This is a genomic window from Nocardia asiatica NBRC 100129 (genome assembly GCF_000308415.1).
In the GTDB taxonomy this organism is placed as follows: Bacteria; Actinomycetota; Actinomycetes; order Mycobacteriales; family Mycobacteriaceae; genus Nocardia; species Nocardia asiatica.
In genome coordinates this window covers 1-16,264 of the sequence record NZ_BAFS01000119.1, presented here as the reverse complement: position 1 = coordinate 16,264, position 16,264 = coordinate 1, and the positions used below count along the sequence as shown (strand labels likewise).

Annotated in this window: 16 protein-coding genes and 1 pseudogene; 10 read left to right on the top strand and 7 right to left on the bottom strand. The window is 68.5% G+C overall.

What is annotated here, in order from left to right; all coding sequences use genetic code 11:
* The 3 genes from ON27_RS11110 to ON27_RS11100 form a co-directional block, all read left to right on the top strand.
* Positions 1-677, top strand: a 677-nt coding sequence (locus ON27_RS11110; RefSeq protein ID WP_043723939.1) for a GMC oxidoreductase, incomplete at its 5' end; no start/stop codon positions are given.
* Between the two features lie 196 nt (positions 678-873).
* Positions 874-2,436 carry a serine hydrolase gene (locus tag ON27_RS11105; RefSeq protein WP_043723935.1) on the top strand — a complete coding sequence of 521 codons (1,563 nt, stop codon included), beginning with the start codon at positions 874-876 and terminating at the stop codon, positions 2,434-2,436.
* Positions 2,437-2,563: 127 nt separating this feature from the next.
* Positions 2,564-2,989, top strand: coding sequence for a hypothetical protein (locus tag ON27_RS11100; protein ID WP_043723932.1), 426 nt, complete (start codon positions 2,564-2,566; stop codon positions 2,987-2,989).
* Positions 2,990-3,076: 87 nt separating this feature from the next.
* On the opposite strand, the gene ON27_RS11095 is transcribed toward ON27_RS11100, so the two are convergent.
* The 4 genes from ON27_RS11095 to ON27_RS11080 all read right to left on the bottom strand — a co-directional run bounded on the left by ON27_RS11095 (position 3,077) and on the right by ON27_RS11080 (position 7,301).
* Positions 3,077-3,457 carry a VOC family protein gene (locus ON27_RS11095; protein WP_043723928.1) on the bottom strand — a complete coding sequence of 127 codons (381 nt, stop codon included), beginning with the start codon at positions 3,455-3,457 and terminating at the stop codon, positions 3,077-3,079.
* Between the two features lie 392 nt (positions 3,458-3,849).
* Positions 3,850-5,121 carry a cytochrome P450 family protein gene (locus ON27_RS11090; protein WP_043723926.1) on the bottom strand — a complete coding sequence of 424 codons (1,272 nt, stop codon included), beginning with the start codon at positions 5,119-5,121 and terminating at the stop codon, positions 3,850-3,852.
* 238 nt (positions 5,122-5,359) lie between these two features.
* Positions 5,360-6,475: a hypothetical protein gene (locus tag ON27_RS11085; RefSeq protein WP_043723924.1), complete on the bottom strand. Its 1,116-nt coding sequence runs from the start codon at positions 6,473-6,475 to the stop codon at positions 5,360-5,362.
* A 163-nt stretch (positions 6,476-6,638) separates the two neighbouring features.
* Positions 6,639-7,301: a hypothetical protein gene (locus ON27_RS11080; protein WP_043723920.1), complete on the bottom strand. Its 663-nt coding sequence runs from the start codon at positions 7,299-7,301 to the stop codon at positions 6,639-6,641.
* Between the two features lie 339 nt (positions 7,302-7,640).
* On the opposite strand from ON27_RS11080, the gene ON27_RS42810 reads away from it, so the two are divergent.
* The 3 genes from ON27_RS42810 to ON27_RS11065 all read left to right on the top strand — a co-directional run bounded on the left by ON27_RS42810 (position 7,641) and on the right by ON27_RS11065 (position 10,683).
* Positions 7,641-8,138, top strand: a complete 498-nt coding sequence (locus ON27_RS42810) for a hypothetical protein (RefSeq protein ID WP_157227155.1) — start codon at positions 7,641-7,643, stop codon at positions 8,136-8,138.
* 797 nt (positions 8,139-8,935) lie between these two features.
* Positions 8,936-9,697, top strand: coding sequence for a bestrophin-like domain (locus ON27_RS11070; protein WP_043723910.1), 762 nt, complete (start codon positions 8,936-8,938; stop codon positions 9,695-9,697).
* Between the two features lie 41 nt (positions 9,698-9,738).
* A complete protein-coding gene (locus tag ON27_RS11065) occupies positions 9,739-10,683 on the top strand; it encodes a hypothetical protein (RefSeq protein ID WP_043723909.1) in 945 nt (314 codons plus the stop codon).
* A gap of 27 nt (positions 10,684-10,710) precedes the next feature.
* On the opposite strand, the gene ON27_RS11060 is transcribed toward ON27_RS11065, so the two are convergent.
* Positions 10,711-11,472 (bottom strand): 3-hydroxyacyl-CoA dehydrogenase, encoded by a 762-nt coding sequence (locus ON27_RS11060; RefSeq protein ID WP_043723907.1) that lies wholly within the window; start codon positions 11,470-11,472, stop codon positions 10,711-10,713.
* Positions 11,473-11,709: 237 nt separating this feature from the next.
* Between ON27_RS11060 and ON27_RS11055 the strand changes: the two genes are divergently transcribed.
* Positions 11,710-12,561 carry a crotonase/enoyl-CoA hydratase family protein gene (locus ON27_RS11055; RefSeq protein WP_043723902.1) on the top strand — a complete coding sequence of 284 codons (852 nt, stop codon included), beginning with the start codon at positions 11,710-11,712 and terminating at the stop codon, positions 12,559-12,561.
* An 82-nt stretch (positions 12,562-12,643) separates the two neighbouring features.
* Here ON27_RS11055 and ON27_RS11050 read toward each other — a convergent pair whose 3' ends face one another.
* Positions 12,644-13,300: a cyclase family protein gene (locus ON27_RS11050; RefSeq protein WP_043723899.1), complete on the bottom strand. Its 657-nt coding sequence runs from the start codon at positions 13,298-13,300 to the stop codon at positions 12,644-12,646.
* A gap of 179 nt (positions 13,301-13,479) precedes the next feature.
* Here ON27_RS11050 and ON27_RS11045 point away from each other — a divergent pair, with 179 nt between their 5' ends.
* The 3 genes from ON27_RS11045 (at position 13,480) to ON27_RS11035 (ending at position 16,048) form a co-directional block, all read left to right on the top strand.
* Entirely contained in the window at positions 13,480-13,686 is a 207-nt protein-coding gene (locus tag ON27_RS11045) for a hypothetical protein (protein WP_043723895.1), read from the top strand.
* Between the two features lie 91 nt (positions 13,687-13,777).
* Entirely contained in the window at positions 13,778-15,310 is a 1,533-nt protein-coding gene (locus ON27_RS11040; protein WP_157227154.1) for a hypothetical protein, read from the top strand.
* A gap of 264 nt (positions 15,311-15,574) precedes the next feature.
* On the top strand, positions 15,575-16,048 hold the full coding sequence (locus tag ON27_RS11035; protein WP_043723893.1) for a DUF2505 domain-containing protein: 474 nt from the start codon (positions 15,575-15,577) through the stop codon (positions 16,046-16,048).
* Here the strand turns inward: ON27_RS11035 and ON27_RS11030 are convergent.
* Positions 16,042-16,264: pseudogene (locus tag ON27_RS11030) on the bottom strand (esterase family protein); the annotation flags it as partial. The gene ON27_RS11035 and the pseudogene ON27_RS11030 overlap by 7 nt on opposite strands.

Below are 16,264 nucleotides of genomic sequence, written 5' to 3'. Positions count from 1 at the left end.
TCCAGACGCTCATGGTCGACGGCGGTGGCCGCATTCCGCGCTGGCTGCGCTTCCTCGCCATGGTGCTGCGGCACCCGATGGACCTGCTCAGCTTCCTGAGCACCAAGAACTGGAGTGAACGGACCATCATCTCGCTGGTCATGCAGCACTTGGACAATTCGATCACCACGTACACCAAGCGGGGCTTGTTCGGCCGCAAACTCACCAGCAAGCAGGGCCACGGCGAGCCCAATCCGACCTGGATTCCGGTGGGCAACGACGTGACCAGGCGGGTCGCGGAGCGGATCGGCGGCATCGCGGGCGGCAGTTGGGGCGAGATCTTCAACATCCCGCTCACGGCGCATTTCCTGGGCGGGGCGGCGATCGGAGCCGACGCCGAGCACGGCGTGATCGACGCCTACCACCGCGTGTACGGGTACCCCACGCTCAGCGTCGTCGACGGTGCGGCGGTCTCGGCCAACCTGGGCGTCAACCCCTCGCTGACGATCGTCGCGCAGGCCGAGCGCGCGGCGGCCTACTGGCCCAACAAAGGCGAGGTGGACAACCGGCCGCCGGTGGGTACGGGATACCGGCGCATCGCCCCGATCGCACCAGTACGCCCTGTCGTTCCGGCGAACTCCCCTGCCGCCCTCGTACTTCCGATCGTGGAGATCCGCAAGACGCCCGCCGCCGGATAGGTCGCCGTCCGTTTCCTGGCGGCCGCCGGCCGGTACGCGGCGGGGTGAAGCCGCTCCCCTCGCCCCGCCGCACGTCGAAGACTTCTGAACCCACCCCTCAGCAACATCACCTGAACTAGCCTTTATCTGGTCTTTTGTCGCTACGAAAGCCAGGAGGCGACCGGTGAGCACACGGCAGCGGGTACTGCTCGGTCCCATGGCGACGGCGACGGCCGCCGTGCTCGCCTTGACCGGATGCGGCGGCGAGACGGACTCCGGCGGAGCCGGGGCGCCCTCCAGTTCCGCGGTGCTGCCCAACCGAGCCGCGGGCGTGCCGATCCCGGACGGACGGATCGACGACGCGGTGGGCGAGCTGGACCACCTCGCCGAAGAGCTGCTCGCCTCCTCCGGCATACCCGGCATGGCGGTCGCCGTCGTGCACGAGGGCAAGGTCGTGTACAGCAAAGGCTTCGGCGTCCGCAGTGTCATCACCAAGGAGAAGGTCGACCCGGACACGGTCTTCCAGCTGGCGTCGGTGTCCAAACCGATCGGAGCTACGGTCGTCGCGCGCCGGATCGCCGCCGGAGGCGTCGAATGGGACACTCCGGTGCGCCGGCTGCTGCCGACTTTCGCGCTCGCCGACCCCTACGTCACCGAGCACGTCACCGTCGGCGACCTGTACGCACACCGCTCCGGCCTGCCCGATCACGCGGGCGACCTGTTGGAGGACCTCGGCTACGACCGGCAGCAGATACTCGACCGGCTCCGGTTGTTGCCGCTGGGCGCCTTCCGCGACTCCTACGAGTACACCAACTTCGGCCTGACCGCGGCCGCCGTCGCCGTGGCCACCGCGGCGGGCACCGACTGGGAGACGCTGTCCCAGCAGACGATCTACGGCCCGCTCGGCATGAAAGCGACCAGCTCGCGTTACGCCGACTTCGTCTCGCGTCCGAACCGGGCCGAGGGACACGTGCTCGTCGACGGGAAGTACGAGGTGGCGAATCCGCAGCGGCAACCGGACACGCAGTCCCCGGCGGGCGGGGTCAGTTCCTCGGTAGCCGACATGACCAAATGGATGTCGATGGTGCTCGCGAACGGCTCCGCAGGCGGCTCGGTGCTGGTGCCGACGGAGGACTTGCTGCCCGCCGTCTCCCCGCAAGCCTTGTCGGCACCGCCGAAGACGCCCGACGCGCGCGCCGGGTTCTACGGATTCGGTTTCAACGTCAGCGATTCCGCCTCCGGCCGCGTCGTCCTCGGTCATTCCGGCGCGTTCGGTCTGGGTGCGGGGACCGCGTTCACCTTGATCCCCTCGGCGGACGTCGGCATCGTGACACTGACCAACGCGGCGCCGATCGGCGTCCCCGAAACGCTCAACGCCGAGTTCGCCGACCTGGTCCAGTTCGGCAAGATCCAGCAGGACTGGCGCACGCTGTACCGTACGGCGCTCGCGCCGCTGGGTGCGCCCGCGGGCGCCCTGGCCGGTGACCAGCCGCCTGCCGACCCGGCCCCCGCACGCCCCACGGCGTCATATGTGGGCACATACGACAACGCCTACTACGGCCCGGCGACAGTCAGTGCCGTCGGCGACTCCTTGACACTCAGTCTCGGTCCGAACAATATGACCTTCCCTCTGACGCATTGGGACGGCGACAGGTTCGTCTTCACTCCTTCTGGCGAGAACGCCAATCGTGGTTCGGTCTCACAGGCCACCTTCAAGGGCGACGAACTCACACTCGAGTACTACGACACCGAACACCTCGGCGTTTTCACCCGGAGATGACCATCGCCGCAGTACCGGCCACGATGCCCGGCTCCGGCAGGTGATCGCGGCCGCTCGCCGCGACGGTTCCCCGGGGTTTGCCGGGGAGAGTAGCGGGAAGTCGCTCAGTGCAGGAGAGGAGGCAGCGATGACCGAACCCAACGAGACCTACGACCCGCCCCAGGACACGGGCGCGCCCGACTCGGTCGAAACCGATCCGGCGGCGCTGAGCAGCGCCGAGGACCTCGACGAGGACCGGCTGCGTTCCGACCCGCTCGAGGCCGGGATGGACCCGCCGGAGCACTGGACCGGAGCCACGAAGTACGGCGTGACGGCATGGGAGCAAGCTCATCCACGGCCGATCGGAGACCGGCTCGCCGAAGAGGAGCCCGATGTCGATCCGGACCGAGTCCCAGCGCGCGAGGAAACCCGGTCCGAGAAACTCGAGGACATCACCTGCGACAGCGACGGAGTGCAGGTCGACCACCGCTACGAGGAGGAGATCGGCCTCGCGGCCGACATCGCGGGCGGTTCGGTGGCCGACGAGATCCGGCGACCGGCCCCGCCCGAGTGAGCTGATCGGCCGTCACCCGGCTCGTCACCCCCACCTATCGCGCGGATCGAGCGCGATCGTCAGTCGGGTGACGAGCCGGGGGCGAAGTTACTCCGGAAGCCACACCAAGCAGAAGGTGTGGCCTACCGGATCGGCGTACACCCGGAACGCACCGTCGGTTTCGGCTTGGACCAGTGTCGCACCCAGGGCGAGGGCCGCGGGCTCGGCTTGCGCGATATCGTCCACCAGCACGTCGAGATGGACTTGCTGGGACGCCTCGGGGTCGGGAAAGCGCGGCGGCTTGTATTGCGGCGCTGTTTGAAAGGCGATACGTCTACCGGAGGTCTCGACCAGCACCACCCAGTTGTCGTCGTCGTCTTCGAGCAGGTCTCCTCCGAGCAGCTCGCGGTAGAACCTGGCGAGTTTGCGCGGTTCGGGGCAGTCCAGCACCACGCTGCGCAACTGCCCGACACTATTGTTCGTTGCCATATTCCGACCTCCTGACATACGCCATTCGTCGTTGCCTACCCGCGCCGCCCGGCGACAAACACTTCGGCACATCCATTGCGCGACAGAACTCTTCATCCGCGGCGACACCGCCGGACGCGGAACGGATCTGCGCGGGCGAGGAAGTCGGTACGACGGACCGAACCGCGTTGCGGCTCGGGACAGACGGCGGGAGGCCGGAATACAACGGCCCGCCCGACGTCGGATTACGCCGGGCGGGCCGCTTCCCCGTTCGCCGTGCGGCGCCGCCACGTCGCACAGCATGATCATGGTAGGCGCCCGCGCAGATAGTTTCCGGCAGCCACGCCGTACCGACGGACGCCCCGGATGACGGCCGCCGCTTCGAATAGCGGCCACGCATCGGGTGGGCGCCGCTACACGATGGTCACCGGCGGGGACTTGGGAAAGACGACGGGCAAGGCCATCAGCGCCCGATGGAACGGACCCGGCCGCCACTGCAGTTCGTTCGCCGGTTTCGCCAACTGGATCTCCGGCAGGGCGTCGAGCAACTGATCGATGGCGTTCTGCACCGTCATGTACGCGACCGACTTCGCCGGACAGGCATGCGGGCCCGCACTCCACGCCAGATGGGAGCGGTTGCCGATACGGCTGCCCCCTGGCTCGTCGGTACCGCGGATCTGCGGATCGTTGTTGCAGCCCGCGAGACTGATGACGACCGGCTGGTCGGCGGGCAGCCAGACGCCGTCGACCATGATCGGCTGCCGCGGATACGTCGTGCAGAAGTTCGCCATCGGCGGGTCGTTGAACAAAACTTCGTCGAGCGCGTCGGTAGTGGACAGATTCCGCCCGAGGACGTCGCCGAACCGGAACCTGTCGTCGGTGATCATCAGCAGCAAGGCGTTCGTGATCAGATTGCGCTGCGCTTCGAAACCCGCTCCGTAGAAGCTCATGAGCTGGGCGAAGATCTCGACGTCGTCGAGGTCGGTGGTGTGATGGGCCAAGCGCGAGGTGACGTCGTCGCCGGGTTGCTGGCGCTTGATCCGGATCAACTGCATCAGCGCCTCTTTGACCATCTTCATGCCCTCGGGACCGCGGACCGTGTCGAAGCGCGCGGCCATACCGGCCGCCACCCGCTCACCGATCTCGGCCGGGCAGCCGACCATCTGGTTGAGCACCTCGAGAACGAGCGGGAACGCGTACTGGGTCACCAGATCGGCGGTTCCGGCCGCACAGAACGCGTTGATCAGTGGGATGGCGATGCGCTCGACCATGGAGGGCACGTCGAACAAATCGATCCCGTCGATGGCGTCGACGGAGGCGCTGCGGTAGCGGTCGTGCGCCAGTCCGGTGTTGTAGCGTGCGGCCGGGTACCACTCCATCATCGGCCGGACGGGAGAGGTCTCGGGAATGGTCTTCTGCCATGTCCGCGGATCAGCTGGGAAATGGTCCGGGTCGCTGAGAATCCGCACCGCGGTCTGGTAGCCGATCACGAGGGTGGCCGGGACACCGGGCGCCAGCTCGATCGGCACCAGCGAGCCGTACTGGTGACGCATCTCGCGGTAGGCGTGATGCGGGTCGGCGACGAACTCCTTCGTGTGCAGCGGAACTCGTAGGACGTCCGCGTCGGCAGGAGATCCGTGCTGGACGGGGCACGCTCCGGATCCAGTGGCGTGTGGCGCGGACATCGGGGACTGTGGTGTGGTCAAGGATGTGACTCCAAGTGCTGGAACAGGATCGGCGAGTACGGGTCGGTGAGCGGGTACACGTGCCTGCCGAGCCCTGTCTCCAGAGCTCGGCGCCCCGCTCACGCTAGCAACATAGCAACGGTCCGACCGTCGCGCAGACGTAGGCGGCATCGCCCTCGGCACGAGAGCGGTGTCCGGACAACGTAATTCGCCCTACGGCGTTCGCCGGCGGCGCGGACTACGGTTCTCGACCGGCGCCGGCGGCGGCCACCGAGACCGTGTTCGCTACCGCCCGCCGCGCGTCGTCGACGCTACAGCGGCCGAGTCCGCACGCGGTCGCGACACCGTAGGCTTCCCGGCCGGCCGCTGCTTCGAAGAGACCGAGCGCAGCGGCACTGTCCGCACCGGAATCCGGAGAAACGACACCGGCGATCGCTCGCCAACCCGGATCGAGCTTGCGCAACGGCGCGTAGAACCGTGGATTCAGCGGGGCGGGCTCGGCACCGTACGCGCACGGAATATGCACCGGCGGTAGCGGCGTCCCCTGTTTGTTCAGCAGTCGTGCCGTTCGGCCGAGCAACTGGACCGCCGGGGCGAGACTGCGCGGGCTCAGCAGGCTCTTGTGCTGGTAGTCGCCATAGCACAGGTGGACGATGACCTCGGCCCCGAGTTCGTGCATCCGCCCGAGGAATCCCGCGAGCTGCCGTGCGACCAGCGGGCCGAGCGCCCATTGCGACCACAGCTGCTCGGCTTTGACCATACTCAGCAGCGCCAGCGGCGACTCCAGCTGCCAGACGACCCGGTCACCGTACCGGTCGAGGACTTCGGTCACCTCCTGCACCACCGCTTCGGTGAACACCGGTAGCTGCCGGATCGCATTCACCACCAGACGGGAGCGGCGCAGAGCGGGCCCGACAGGAAGCCCGTTCGAGACCGCGGCCCCCGCGAACACGAACATCGCGAGATCGAGCGGATTCGGCTGACTGATCTGCACTTTCGTTCTCGCCAGCTCGGGCCGCTCGCCGCGGAGCGACTCGAACGCCTCCACGACCCCGCCGATTCGCTCGACCCGGTCCATCGATACATGCCGCGGCTGCAATGTACGCCCCGCCCGCAGGCCATAGCTGGGGAAATCGCCGTAGTCGGCGTAGTCACCTGCCCGGACGACCTCGAAGACGTCGGTATGGTGCTTGCGCGTGCGGAGGTAGTCGAGAATCCAGTCCGGGTCGAGGTCGCACGGCACGGCGGTGACGGGCCATCCCTCGCTGTGGTCGGTGAACCACTGCATGACGGCGCGATCGCCCGTCGTCAGTTCCGCGGGCAGGGTGCCGACATAGTGCGCGTATCTGTTCATATGTGGCTCTTCTGTTGTCTGGGTGCGGGTTTCGCGCCCCAGGGCAGTCCCATTGCGCCGATCGTCAGCGGTGCGAGTGTGAACGGCACACTCCGATTCGGCACCCTTGATGTTGCCACGCTATCGAGCAACAGAGGGTCGTTCTCGCGGAGCCGATCCCGCATCACCCCGCGGTCCAGCGCGTTCGGGGTGGACGCACCCCGGGGCCGCGACCGGCCGGCAGCGGCGCGGGCGGTGCCGCGGGTCGCTCGACCAGCGGTATGGGCCACCGGAGGTCGATCATGGTCGCGGTGCGCAGTGTCCGTTCGCGCTTCATGATCGGTCCCAGTTCCGGCGTTCCGATCGAGACCGTCACAGTGCAGTTGCCGGGGCCGAGTGCCACCAGCGTGCCGTCGCGGACCGTCGAGGTCAGCGGCTCCAGCAGGATCGCGACGCAGATCTCCACCGCGAACTCACCGACCGGGTTCCCGTCGACAGTGACGTCGAGGGACGGTCGACAGGAATGGGTGATCTCGTGTTCGGCCAGGGTGACTTGTTCGACTCCGCCCGAGCGGGTGCGTATCGCCGCTCGGCGCAGCCGGTCGTAGCGGCGCCAGCCCCCGATGGCGACACTGCCGAGGTCGATCTCGAGCAGCCCGTGGATCGTCTCCGCCACCTCCCGCAGCGCCGCCGACCGCAGTATCGCGGCGGCGCCCGGCACTCGGCGCAGGGCCAGGTGTTCGATGCCCCTTTCCCGCAGGCACTCCGCCAGCTCCCCCACACCGGCATCGTGCGCGGCGTTCCGGAACAGAATCGCCTGAGCACTGATCGACGCTGGACTTGTCATCCGTGTACCTCCTCGATGTGCAGCCACGGCTCGCCCGCGCGCAGCCGAACCCGTACGACCGGAGCGCGGACGACCTGGCGGATGTGGATCGTCGGGGCGGAGTTCGCGACCACTCGCACGCCTACCTGCGGCGGACGCGGATCATCGTTACGCGTGGGCGAAGCACCCTCCCGGCCCTTGCGCCGGGCGCGCGCCAGCAGCAGTGCGGCGCCGAGGGCGAGGAGGAATCCGCTCAGGCCGAGCAGGTCGCCCGCATCCGAGTCCTGGCGGCCGCCATCGGGTGGTTGCGCCGTGGGCGGACGCCCACCGGTCGGCTCGGTGGGCGTCGGGTCCTCGGCGGTGGTCGTGACGACCGGCGCGGGACCTATCTCGACGGAGGTTGTCGCCGACGTTATCGGAGGTGAACTGGTGATCGGCGGCTGTGGCGTCGTCGCGATCGGTGACTGCGCAGTCGTCGCGATCGGTGGCGACGTGGTCGTGCGGACGGGGGTCGTCGAGACAGGCGCTTGCGCTGTCGTCGACGTCGTAGTCGTAGTCGTAGTAGTCGTCGTCGAGCCCTTTTGTGGCTCGGTAGGCGGCCAGACCGGTTCCGACGTCGCGACCGGCGGGACGGGTAGGGTCGGCACGGGCTCTGTTGCCGCGATCGGTATCGACACGACGCCGAGCAGTCCCGCTACGGCCGCCGCGACAAGCATTGTTCGCGAATCGTTTCTCATGATCACCTCCTCCGGGAGGCACATTCCCGGCGGTCCGGTCGAGTGTGCGCCGACCCGCGGCCCCCGGACGCGAGTAGCTAACTACTCGTTTCCACTGTCGGCACACGCGGAACCACGCTGACGATCGCCGCTGCGACGGGGCGCACGCTCGGTCCGGTGTAGCCTGTTAGGGCAGCTCATTGCGATTTTCTCGGCCGCATCCATGCACGAATGCCCGATGTGCGACTGCACCGTCATCGACCTACCTCCACCGCGAACCGGCTCGACGGCAATCTCTCGGCATCCACAAACCTCTGTCGCGATCGCCCGGGCGCCCGCAGCCGCGGCGGCACAATCCGAAATTCCGCCACGTGCAGGCGGATTCGCCGTCTACTATCGGTGTCGTCCAGATCGGCCTGCCGTCCAGGACGATTCACCAGCGCCTGGTTCGCACAGGCGCGCGTCGCGTACCGATTTGCTGTGCACCACTGATCAGATCCGAACAACGCAGGCGGTCGACAGCGCCATCGTTGATCGTCTCGGTATTCATCTCGGGGGTGAGGACCACGCATGACCAACGCAATGCCCGTCCCGGCAACGCCGGCTTACCAGGTGCCGCATACCTGTCGGAGGCGACTACCGAACCGGCACCAAGGTAGCGGGGACGATCTCTACTGAGGGCGCCGTGGGCCGCTGATCTCGAGTGTTCGCGCGGCGGCGCCCACAGTTCTAGATCGATGCGCCGCCTTTCGGGCAGCCGTCGCGGATCGTGCGCTGTCGGCGCGATCCGAACCGCTACAGCGCGAACGAAATCGAAGGATTGATCGACCTGGCTCGGCGCGCGCCGAGTGCCCGCCCGGCAGGCACCCGTAGTGCGACACGCCCTGCGATCGCCGAGGCGGTGCTCGCGAGAGCCGTCCGGACAGAACGGAGCCCCGCATGGCCCTGGAAATTCTCGTGCCTGCCGTGACCGCGCTCGTCGCGGTAATCGTCTTCGTGGCCGGGGATCGCCTGCACCCGAAAACGTGGCGGCAGACCGACGACGACACCGTGGGCGCACTGGTGCTCAACCTGATCAACACGATCTTCATGGCGGTGGTCGCGTTCATCGTGGTGATCGCCTGGCAGCAGTACGACAACGCGCGCAATCACACCATCGCCGAAGCCAAGGCACTGATCGATACCTACTGGGCGGCGCACGGAATGCCGGAGCCCGACCATGCGCGGATCCAAGGGCTGGTACGCGACTACACCGAGCAGGTCCTCGACGAAGAATGGGCCGTCATGGCCGGCCACGGCCGGCTCAGCCAATCCACCCAGGACACCCTCGACACGCTGCGTGACGCGGTGGCGGCGGTGGACGCGGCGGACCCCGACGTCGATACGCTCCGGACCAACGCGCTGACCAGCTTGGACGCGGTCGCCCAGGCGCGCGCCGACCGTGCGCTGGACGCCGGTTACCGGGTTCCCGGCTTCCTCTACCTGGCCATGTGGATCTGCACGGTGCTGCTGTTGTTGAGCGTGGTCCTCTCCGGCGTCCAGGTCACCAAACGCAGTGTCGTGACGACCGCGCTGCTCGGCGCCATCGTCGGTGTGGTGATCCGAGCGATCTACAACCTCGACGAACCGTACTCCGGCGGGAACCTGGTGTCGAAGGATGCCTTCGAGCTGGCGCTGTCCCGCTACCAGCACACGACGTGACCCCTCCCGGCCCAGTTTCGACAACGACGAGGCGACTGCCCATGCGATGCCACCGAGGCGCAACTCGAACACGAAGCTTCACTCGAGGATTCGCTACCGCCCTGCTTCCCCTGACCATTGCGACGCTCGCGGTCCAACCTCTGGAAGCATCCGCGGAGGCCCCGCCGTGGCTGCCGCTCGGCGACATCGCCACCGGGAGTGCGGGCGCCGGCACAGCGGAGACCTTCCCGGGGAACGGTTCGAGCCTCGGTCCGGATGTCCCGTCGTCCGGCAGCGCCGTCGGTCCTGCCGCTGAAGGCGGGTCGCTGTCCCTCGGCCCGATCCGAATTCCCACCGGCAGCGCCGATTTCGGTTACCGGCCCACCGACAGCGGCTCGCGCGCCGCCCGGCACGAGCAACTGGACCGTGGCGCGCCCCGCGCGGAGAGTGCGGCACTCGGCTCGAACGTCATCGCGGACAGCCCGGGCGAGACACCGAAGCTGGACACGGGGAGCGTCCAAACGGCGTGCACCGGCAGCGCGACGACGGGAAGCGCCCTGCTGCTGCTCGGGCTGGCGACCGGGAGCGGCTTCGGCTCCCTGGTGCCGGGCCTGATCGGACCGGGATCGAGTGGATCGGGGCTCGGCAGCGCCGCCGTGGGCAGCGCCGCCACGGGCAGTGCGGTGCTGACCTGCTTGCTCTTGCTGGCCCCTGCACCGCCGGCGGTGCCGATGAGTCCCCTTCAGCTCGGCCCGCCGGCCCCCGCTTTCCCCGTCGTTCCGCTCTTGCCCTCGGTCACCACCCCGACACAGCCCCAGGCGGAGCAGCCCCGCGCCGAGTTCCCCCCGCCCGCGCGGAATCACCCGACCGCGCGGGGCCTGCCGGTCGCGGAGCCGATTCCGGATCCGGGCGCTTGGAACACCATGAGGCTGATGACGGTGCTGGTGGTCACGGTGATCACTGTGGCCGGCGTCCGTTCCGCCGCCGGCCCCCGACGGATCCGCTGATCGTGGGACAGCAGCAGGACGGTCAACTCAGCGCGGCGCCATCCGGATCGCGCCGTCGAGGCGGATGGTTTCGCCGTTGAGCATCGGGTTCTCCACGATGTGGCGCGCGAGCGCAGCGTACTCGGTGGGGTCACCGAGCCGCGACGGATGCGGGACCTGCGCGCCCAGCGAGGCGATGGCTTCGTCGGGCAAGGTGGCGAACAGCGGAGTGTGGAACAGTCCCGGCGCGATGGTCACCACGCGGATCTTCAGGCTCGCGAGGTCGCGCGCCACCGGCAGGGTCAGGCCGACGATGCCGCCCTTGGACGCGGAATAGGCCGCCTGCCCGATCTGGCCGTCGAACGCCGCCACCGACGCGGTATTGATGATGACGCCCCGCTCCTCGCCGACCGGATCGGTGCGCGAGATCCGTTCGGCGGCCAGCCGGATCACGTTGAAGGTGCCGATCAGGTTGACGTTGATCACCTTGGTGAAGTCCGCGAGCGGGAACGCTCCGTTCTTGCCCACGGTCTTGATGGCGTTGCCGATGCCCGCGCAGTTCACCGCCACGCGCAGTTCGCCGAGTTCCTGCGCGGCGTCGAGGGCGGCGGTGATCTGCTCCTCGTTCGTGACGTCGGCCGCGGCGAAGACCACGCCGTCGCCGAGTTCCTTCGCGACGGCCTCACCGGAGGACGACGGCAGGTCGATGATCACGACCTTCGCGCCTTTGCCGTGCAGTTCCCGCACGGTCGCCAAACCGAGTCCCGACGCGCCACCGGTCACCGCCGCGACCGCGTTGCTGATGTCCATCCCACTCCTGTTCTCCGGGTTGCCTACCGACGGCGCGAGACGCCGGCCGACCGGTTTGCGCTGCCGCCCCGGCGGGGCGTCAGGTGCCGTGACCAACCGGCACACGGCGACAGGCTAACCGCCAGGCGAGCACTAAGTAAACAGCCATTCTTCATTTGATCGGCTTAGCCTTCGCTCGGTACCGGGCGAACCCCCTGCAAGAGCTGCGATGTCAGTGTGGTGGCAAGCTGTCGGGTTATGGCCGATATTCGCCTGGACGTCGCCGACGCCATCGCCACCATCACCCTCGACCGCCCCCAGCAGCTCAACGCGTTCACCACCGCGATGGGACGCGAACTGATCGATGCCTTCGACACCTGCGACCGCGACGATCGGATCCGAGCGGTGGTGATCACCGGCGCGGGGCGAGCCTTCTGCGCCGGGGCGGACTTGTCGGCGGGCGCGGAGACCTTCGCCGCGGGCGACCAGGATGCCGCGGCGTCGTTCCGCGACGGCGGCGGCGAAGTCGTCCTGCGCATGTTCGAGTCCAGCAAGCCCATCATCGCCGCCGTCAACGGCCCGGCGGTCGGCGTGGGCATCACCATGACCCTCGCGGCGGACTTCCGGCTCGCGGTCGACCACGCCCGCATCGGGTTCGTCTTCAATCGACGCGGCATCGTGCCCGAGTCCTGCTCGAGCTGGTTCCTGCCGCGTCTGGTGCCGATGCAGACCGCGCTGGACTGGGTGTACTCGGGCCGTCTGGTCGAGGCGGGCGAAGCGCTCGACGCGGGACTGTTCTCCGCGCTGCATCCGGCCGATGCCCTGCTCGACGAGGCGCATGCGCTGGCCCGCCGCGTCACCGAGCACTCCGCACCGGTTTCGGTGGCCCTGTCCCGGCAGATGCTGTGGCGCAATCTCGGATCCGAACATCCGATGATCGCCCATCGCGTCGAATCCCGCGGCATCTACCACCGGGGCGCGAGCGAGGACGCCCGGGAAGGCGTGACGGCCTTCCTGGAGAAGCGGCCCGCCCGATTCCCCGACAGCGTCGAGCGCGACCTTCCGGACATTTTCGGCGACGATCTCCCGGTCCCGCCGTTCCTGCCCTGAGATCGCGGCGCTCGGAGCATCCTGAATGCTGTACCCACCGAGGAATTTTGAGTCAAAGGTTTCGCAGCGGCTACTCGCCGCCTCAGTAGTCGATCCATGCCACGGCGCGCAGCGGGAACGAGCCCATTCCGCGCACCGGCGCCGGCAGGGCGAACAGCCTGGCGCCGGTGTCGGGTACCGCCTCCAGGTTCGTCATGTGCTCGATGATCGGGATTCCCGCGCCGAGCAGCGTGTGACGGCACGGCCGCGTCGGCAGGGATGTGTCGTCGATGTCGAGCGAATCGAGCCCCACCAGTGCGACATTGGCGGCGACCAGCGCCTCGCCGACCTCGCCGACCAGGAAAGGATGTCCGGGACCACGGTAGGCGGGCGAGCCCCACTTGGCCGACCAGCCGGTGCGCACGAGGACCGCCTTGCCCCACAGGCGCGCCGGATCACCGAGCACGTCCGGTCCCACCGCGCGCCGTCCCGGCGCGCGGATCACCACGATCGGCACATTGCACAGCCGCTCCAGGGGCAGTTCGGCTACGTCGGCGCCGCCGGGGTGGTACTGGGAAGGCGCGGCGATGTACGTGCCGGTGGCGCCGACCATGTCCACGCGTGCGATGTCGTAGCGCGCATCGAGCGGCGGCGACTGCGCATGCGAGCTCTCGGCGACGATGCGCGGCCCCGGCAGGCCCGGGCAAGTGAGCATGCCGTCCGAGATCGGATGCGATAGCTCCACAATCGCTCGGCTCATGCCAGAAACCGTACCGGCTGGGCCGCCGGGCGGGCAGGCCCACGCCATCACACTCGGCACTGCGACCGGCCTGCTCCGAAATCCGCCAATGGCACCCGGGCCGACCAGGTGAAATTTCGGAGAAATGGCACGTGCGTCTCGGCTCGAAGAAGCGCAGAATGGAACCGGAAAGGTCAATCATGCGATTGTTGAATGGTTTGCTCGGCGTAGTGCTGGGAATTCTCACTGCCGTGCTCGGCACGGTGCTGGGGGTCCTCGCCGCCGTCGTGTGGCTCGTGGGCGCGGTGCTGTGCGTCACGATCCTCCTGCTTCCGCTCGGCCTCCCCGTCGTGAAACTCGCCCGCCGCCTGTTCGGCCTCTCCCGGCAGCTGATGCGCCTTCCCTGACCGACCGCTGTCCTCGGTTGCGCCCCGGCGCGCGAGCTGCCATCCTCGTGTTCATGATCTCCCACGGAAAGGGCGTCCTGCGCCCGGCTCGATGAGCCCCCGCTCGGCCACGTTCGTGGCCCACGCGCTATCTCTCTCCGCTCTGCACGGTCCCGGTCCTTGGCCGCGAGACGGATATCCCCTACCGGACGAGCCGTCCGAAACCGGCGAAACCGGCCTTCCCAGCGTCGTATACGACGGCGTCACCACCCACCATTTCGGCGCTCGCGCGCACCCGGTCACCGACCTCGCCGATCGGATCCTCGCCGATCTCGACGATCCGGCTCGGCTGCTCGAGCACTTCGCCGGATCAACCGCCGTTCGCATCGCCGACGATCTCGTCGCGGAGTTGCGATCCCGGGACTTGCCGAGCGAAAAGCTCTACCGTGCGGCACGATTCGTCACCGAGAACGCGACGAAACGCGAGGTCGCCAAACTCGGCATCGCGCTCCTCGGCATGTGCGGCGACCAGCGCGACCGCGAACTGCTCCAGCTGCTCGGGTCGCTGGAGGAGTTCGCCCTCTTCGCTGTCGTCGCGCTGATGAACACCCAGCCCGATCCACAGCGCGCGGTGTTCGAGCTGGCGCAGCGGCTGCACGGCTGGGGACGGATCCACGCCGTGGAACGACTCGAAGGCTGCGCCGACCCCGACGTCAAAGCATGGTTGCTGCGCGGCGGGTTCCGCAACGGCGTGATGAACGAGTATCTCGCCCACATCGCCGCCACAACCGGCGGCCTCTACGAGGCCTTGCTCGCGGACGGGGTGGACGACGCCCTGCTCGACGGCGCGGCCGGCATCCTCGAAGCCCTCGCGATCGGCGGCCCCGCGAAGGAAATGCGTGACTACGACGACGCGATACCCGCCATGCATCGCTTCGCCGAACTCGTCGCCAGGTCCGCGCCCACACTCGGGAGGCTGGCCGCGGCGCTGACCCTCCGACGGCTGGTCTCCGCCGACGATCTCGATTGGCCGGACGGCGAGCCGGCTCGGCTTCGAGCCAGGTACGAGGCTCTCACGGCGCAGCAGCGGTGGCTCGATCTGGTGACCGCCGAACTGGCGCCCCGCGACGGCGCGACCGATCCGCAAATCCCCGGCGAGCGGCGGTCCAACGCGTTCGAGGTCGCCCTCTCCTGTGCGGGACGACTCGGCATGGACGCCATGCCGAATGCGCTCGCGCGCTTGCGATCGGATCGTGACAACGTCTACGTCTGGCATTGGGCGACGCGCCACGCCGATCAGAGCACGATCGGGCAGGTGGTCGAGCTCGCCGAACAGCTCCTGCCGCTGGACCGACTGGCCGACGGCCCGTCCGGAGCACTCGGCCTCGGCCCGGACTATCGAGCGGATGCGGTCCTCGAGACCCTGGTCTGGCAGCTGCGCGGCCATCCGGGCACCGGCCGCGCACTTCTGCCGGTCGCGCTCGGCAACCGGCTCGTCCGGTGCCGGCGTGGTGCCCTCACCGTGCTCGCCGATTGGCCGCCGGAGGCTCGCCCGCCCGAGGCACGCGGCTGGGTGGCGGCGGCTGCCGAGCGAGAACCCGACCCCGAACTCCGTAGGGACATGCTGGCGTTCTCGGAGACCTGAAACCGAGCCGCGCGGGCGACCGGTACCAGCGAGCGCCGGAAACGTCTTCGGCGCGCTGACCGGTCGTCCGGCGCGGGTGGCGGCTTCCTCTGCCGGAACGGCGGCAGCGGACACACGGACGCGGCGTGCCGGTACTCATGCTGCACGGGGCCTGGTCCGGAAAACCGAACCGATTGCCACTCATGAAAATTCAGCAGGCACCGGGCATCGGTGGCGATGATTCGCCACCTCCGGACGGCGTGGCAGCAGGTAGCGTGTGGCGGTATGGCGACCCCCTTGGCGTACACGGCCACCTACTCCCATTCGGCCGACGCGCTTCGAGCGGCGCTGGGCGACGAGCAGTACTGGAAAGACCGCATCGAGGAGGTCGGCGGACAGCTCGTCGAATTCGACGCCGCCGAGGACCGCTTGCACGTGCGGCTGCGGCAAACCGTCGCCGCCTCGGAGTTGCCCGGCGCCGTCACCGCCGTGCGGCCCGAGGGCCTGGTCGTCGCGCGCACCGAGACCTACACCCGCGAGGGCGGCAGCTTCGACGCCCGCGTCGAGGGCGTTCCCGCCCAGGTGAGCGGAACCGTCCGGCTCACCGAGGGCGACAAGGCGACGGCCGTCGTGGACGGTTCGGCCGAGGTCGGCATCCCGTTGTTCGGCAAGAGGATCGAGGCCGCGATGGTGTCCCGGCTGATCGAGTTGCTCGCCGCGGAGGCGGAGTTCACCGACACCTGGATCACCGATCACTGATTCCCCGCGAGCGCGGCGCCGATCGTCTCCCACGAAGCGTGCAGGTCGTCCTGCCAGTATCCCCAGGAATGGGTTCCGGTCGGACGGAGCACGAAGGTCGCCGGAACGGCCAACTCACGCAGGCGATCCCGGAGCTGGCGGGTACATACATTGGTGACGGCTTCCAATGGTGCGCCGAAGATCAGTTGGTAGGCCAGCTGTATACCGGAGCCGTTC

What these genes read in the sequence shown, in the direction of transcription:
- ON27_RS11105 (WP_043723935.1), top strand. Translation starts at nt 874, where the DNA reads ATGGCGACGGCGACGGCCGCCGTGCTCGCCTTGACCGGATGCGGCGGC.
- ON27_RS11100 (WP_043723932.1), top strand. Translation starts at nt 2,564, where the DNA reads ATGACCGAACCCAACGAGACCTACGACCCGCCCCAGGACACGGGCGCG.
- ON27_RS11095 (WP_043723928.1), bottom strand. Translation starts at nt 3,457, where the DNA reads ATGGCAACGAACAATAGTGTCGGGCAGTTGCGCAGCGTGGTGCTGGAC.
- ON27_RS11090 (WP_043723926.1), bottom strand. Translation starts at nt 5,121, where the DNA reads ATGTCCGCGCCACACGCCACTGGATCCGGAGCGTGCCCCGTCCAGCAC.
- ON27_RS11085 (WP_043723924.1), bottom strand. Translation starts at nt 6,475, where the DNA reads ATGAACAGATACGCGCACTATGTCGGCACCCTGCCCGCGGAACTGACG.
- ON27_RS11080 (WP_043723920.1), bottom strand. Translation starts at nt 7,301, where the DNA reads ATGACAAGTCCAGCGTCGATCAGTGCTCAGGCGATTCTGTTCCGGAAC.
- ON27_RS11070 (WP_043723910.1), top strand. Translation starts at nt 8,936, where the DNA reads ATGGCCCTGGAAATTCTCGTGCCTGCCGTGACCGCGCTCGTCGCGGTA.
- ON27_RS11065 (WP_043723909.1), top strand. Translation starts at nt 9,739, where the DNA reads ATGCGATGCCACCGAGGCGCAACTCGAACACGAAGCTTCACTCGAGGA.
- ON27_RS11060 (WP_043723907.1), bottom strand. Translation starts at nt 11,472, where the DNA reads ATGGACATCAGCAACGCGGTCGCGGCGGTGACCGGTGGCGCGTCGGGA.
- ON27_RS11055 (WP_043723902.1), top strand. Translation starts at nt 11,710, where the DNA reads ATGGCCGATATTCGCCTGGACGTCGCCGACGCCATCGCCACCATCACC.
- ON27_RS11050 (WP_043723899.1), bottom strand. Translation starts at nt 13,300, where the DNA reads ATGAGCCGAGCGATTGTGGAGCTATCGCATCCGATCTCGGACGGCATG.
- ON27_RS11045 (WP_043723895.1), top strand. Translation starts at nt 13,480, where the DNA reads ATGCGATTGTTGAATGGTTTGCTCGGCGTAGTGCTGGGAATTCTCACT.
- ON27_RS11040 (WP_157227154.1), top strand. Translation starts at nt 13,778, where the DNA reads ATGAGCCCCCGCTCGGCCACGTTCGTGGCCCACGCGCTATCTCTCTCC.
- ON27_RS11035 (WP_043723893.1), top strand. Translation starts at nt 15,575, where the DNA reads ATGGCGACCCCCTTGGCGTACACGGCCACCTACTCCCATTCGGCCGAC.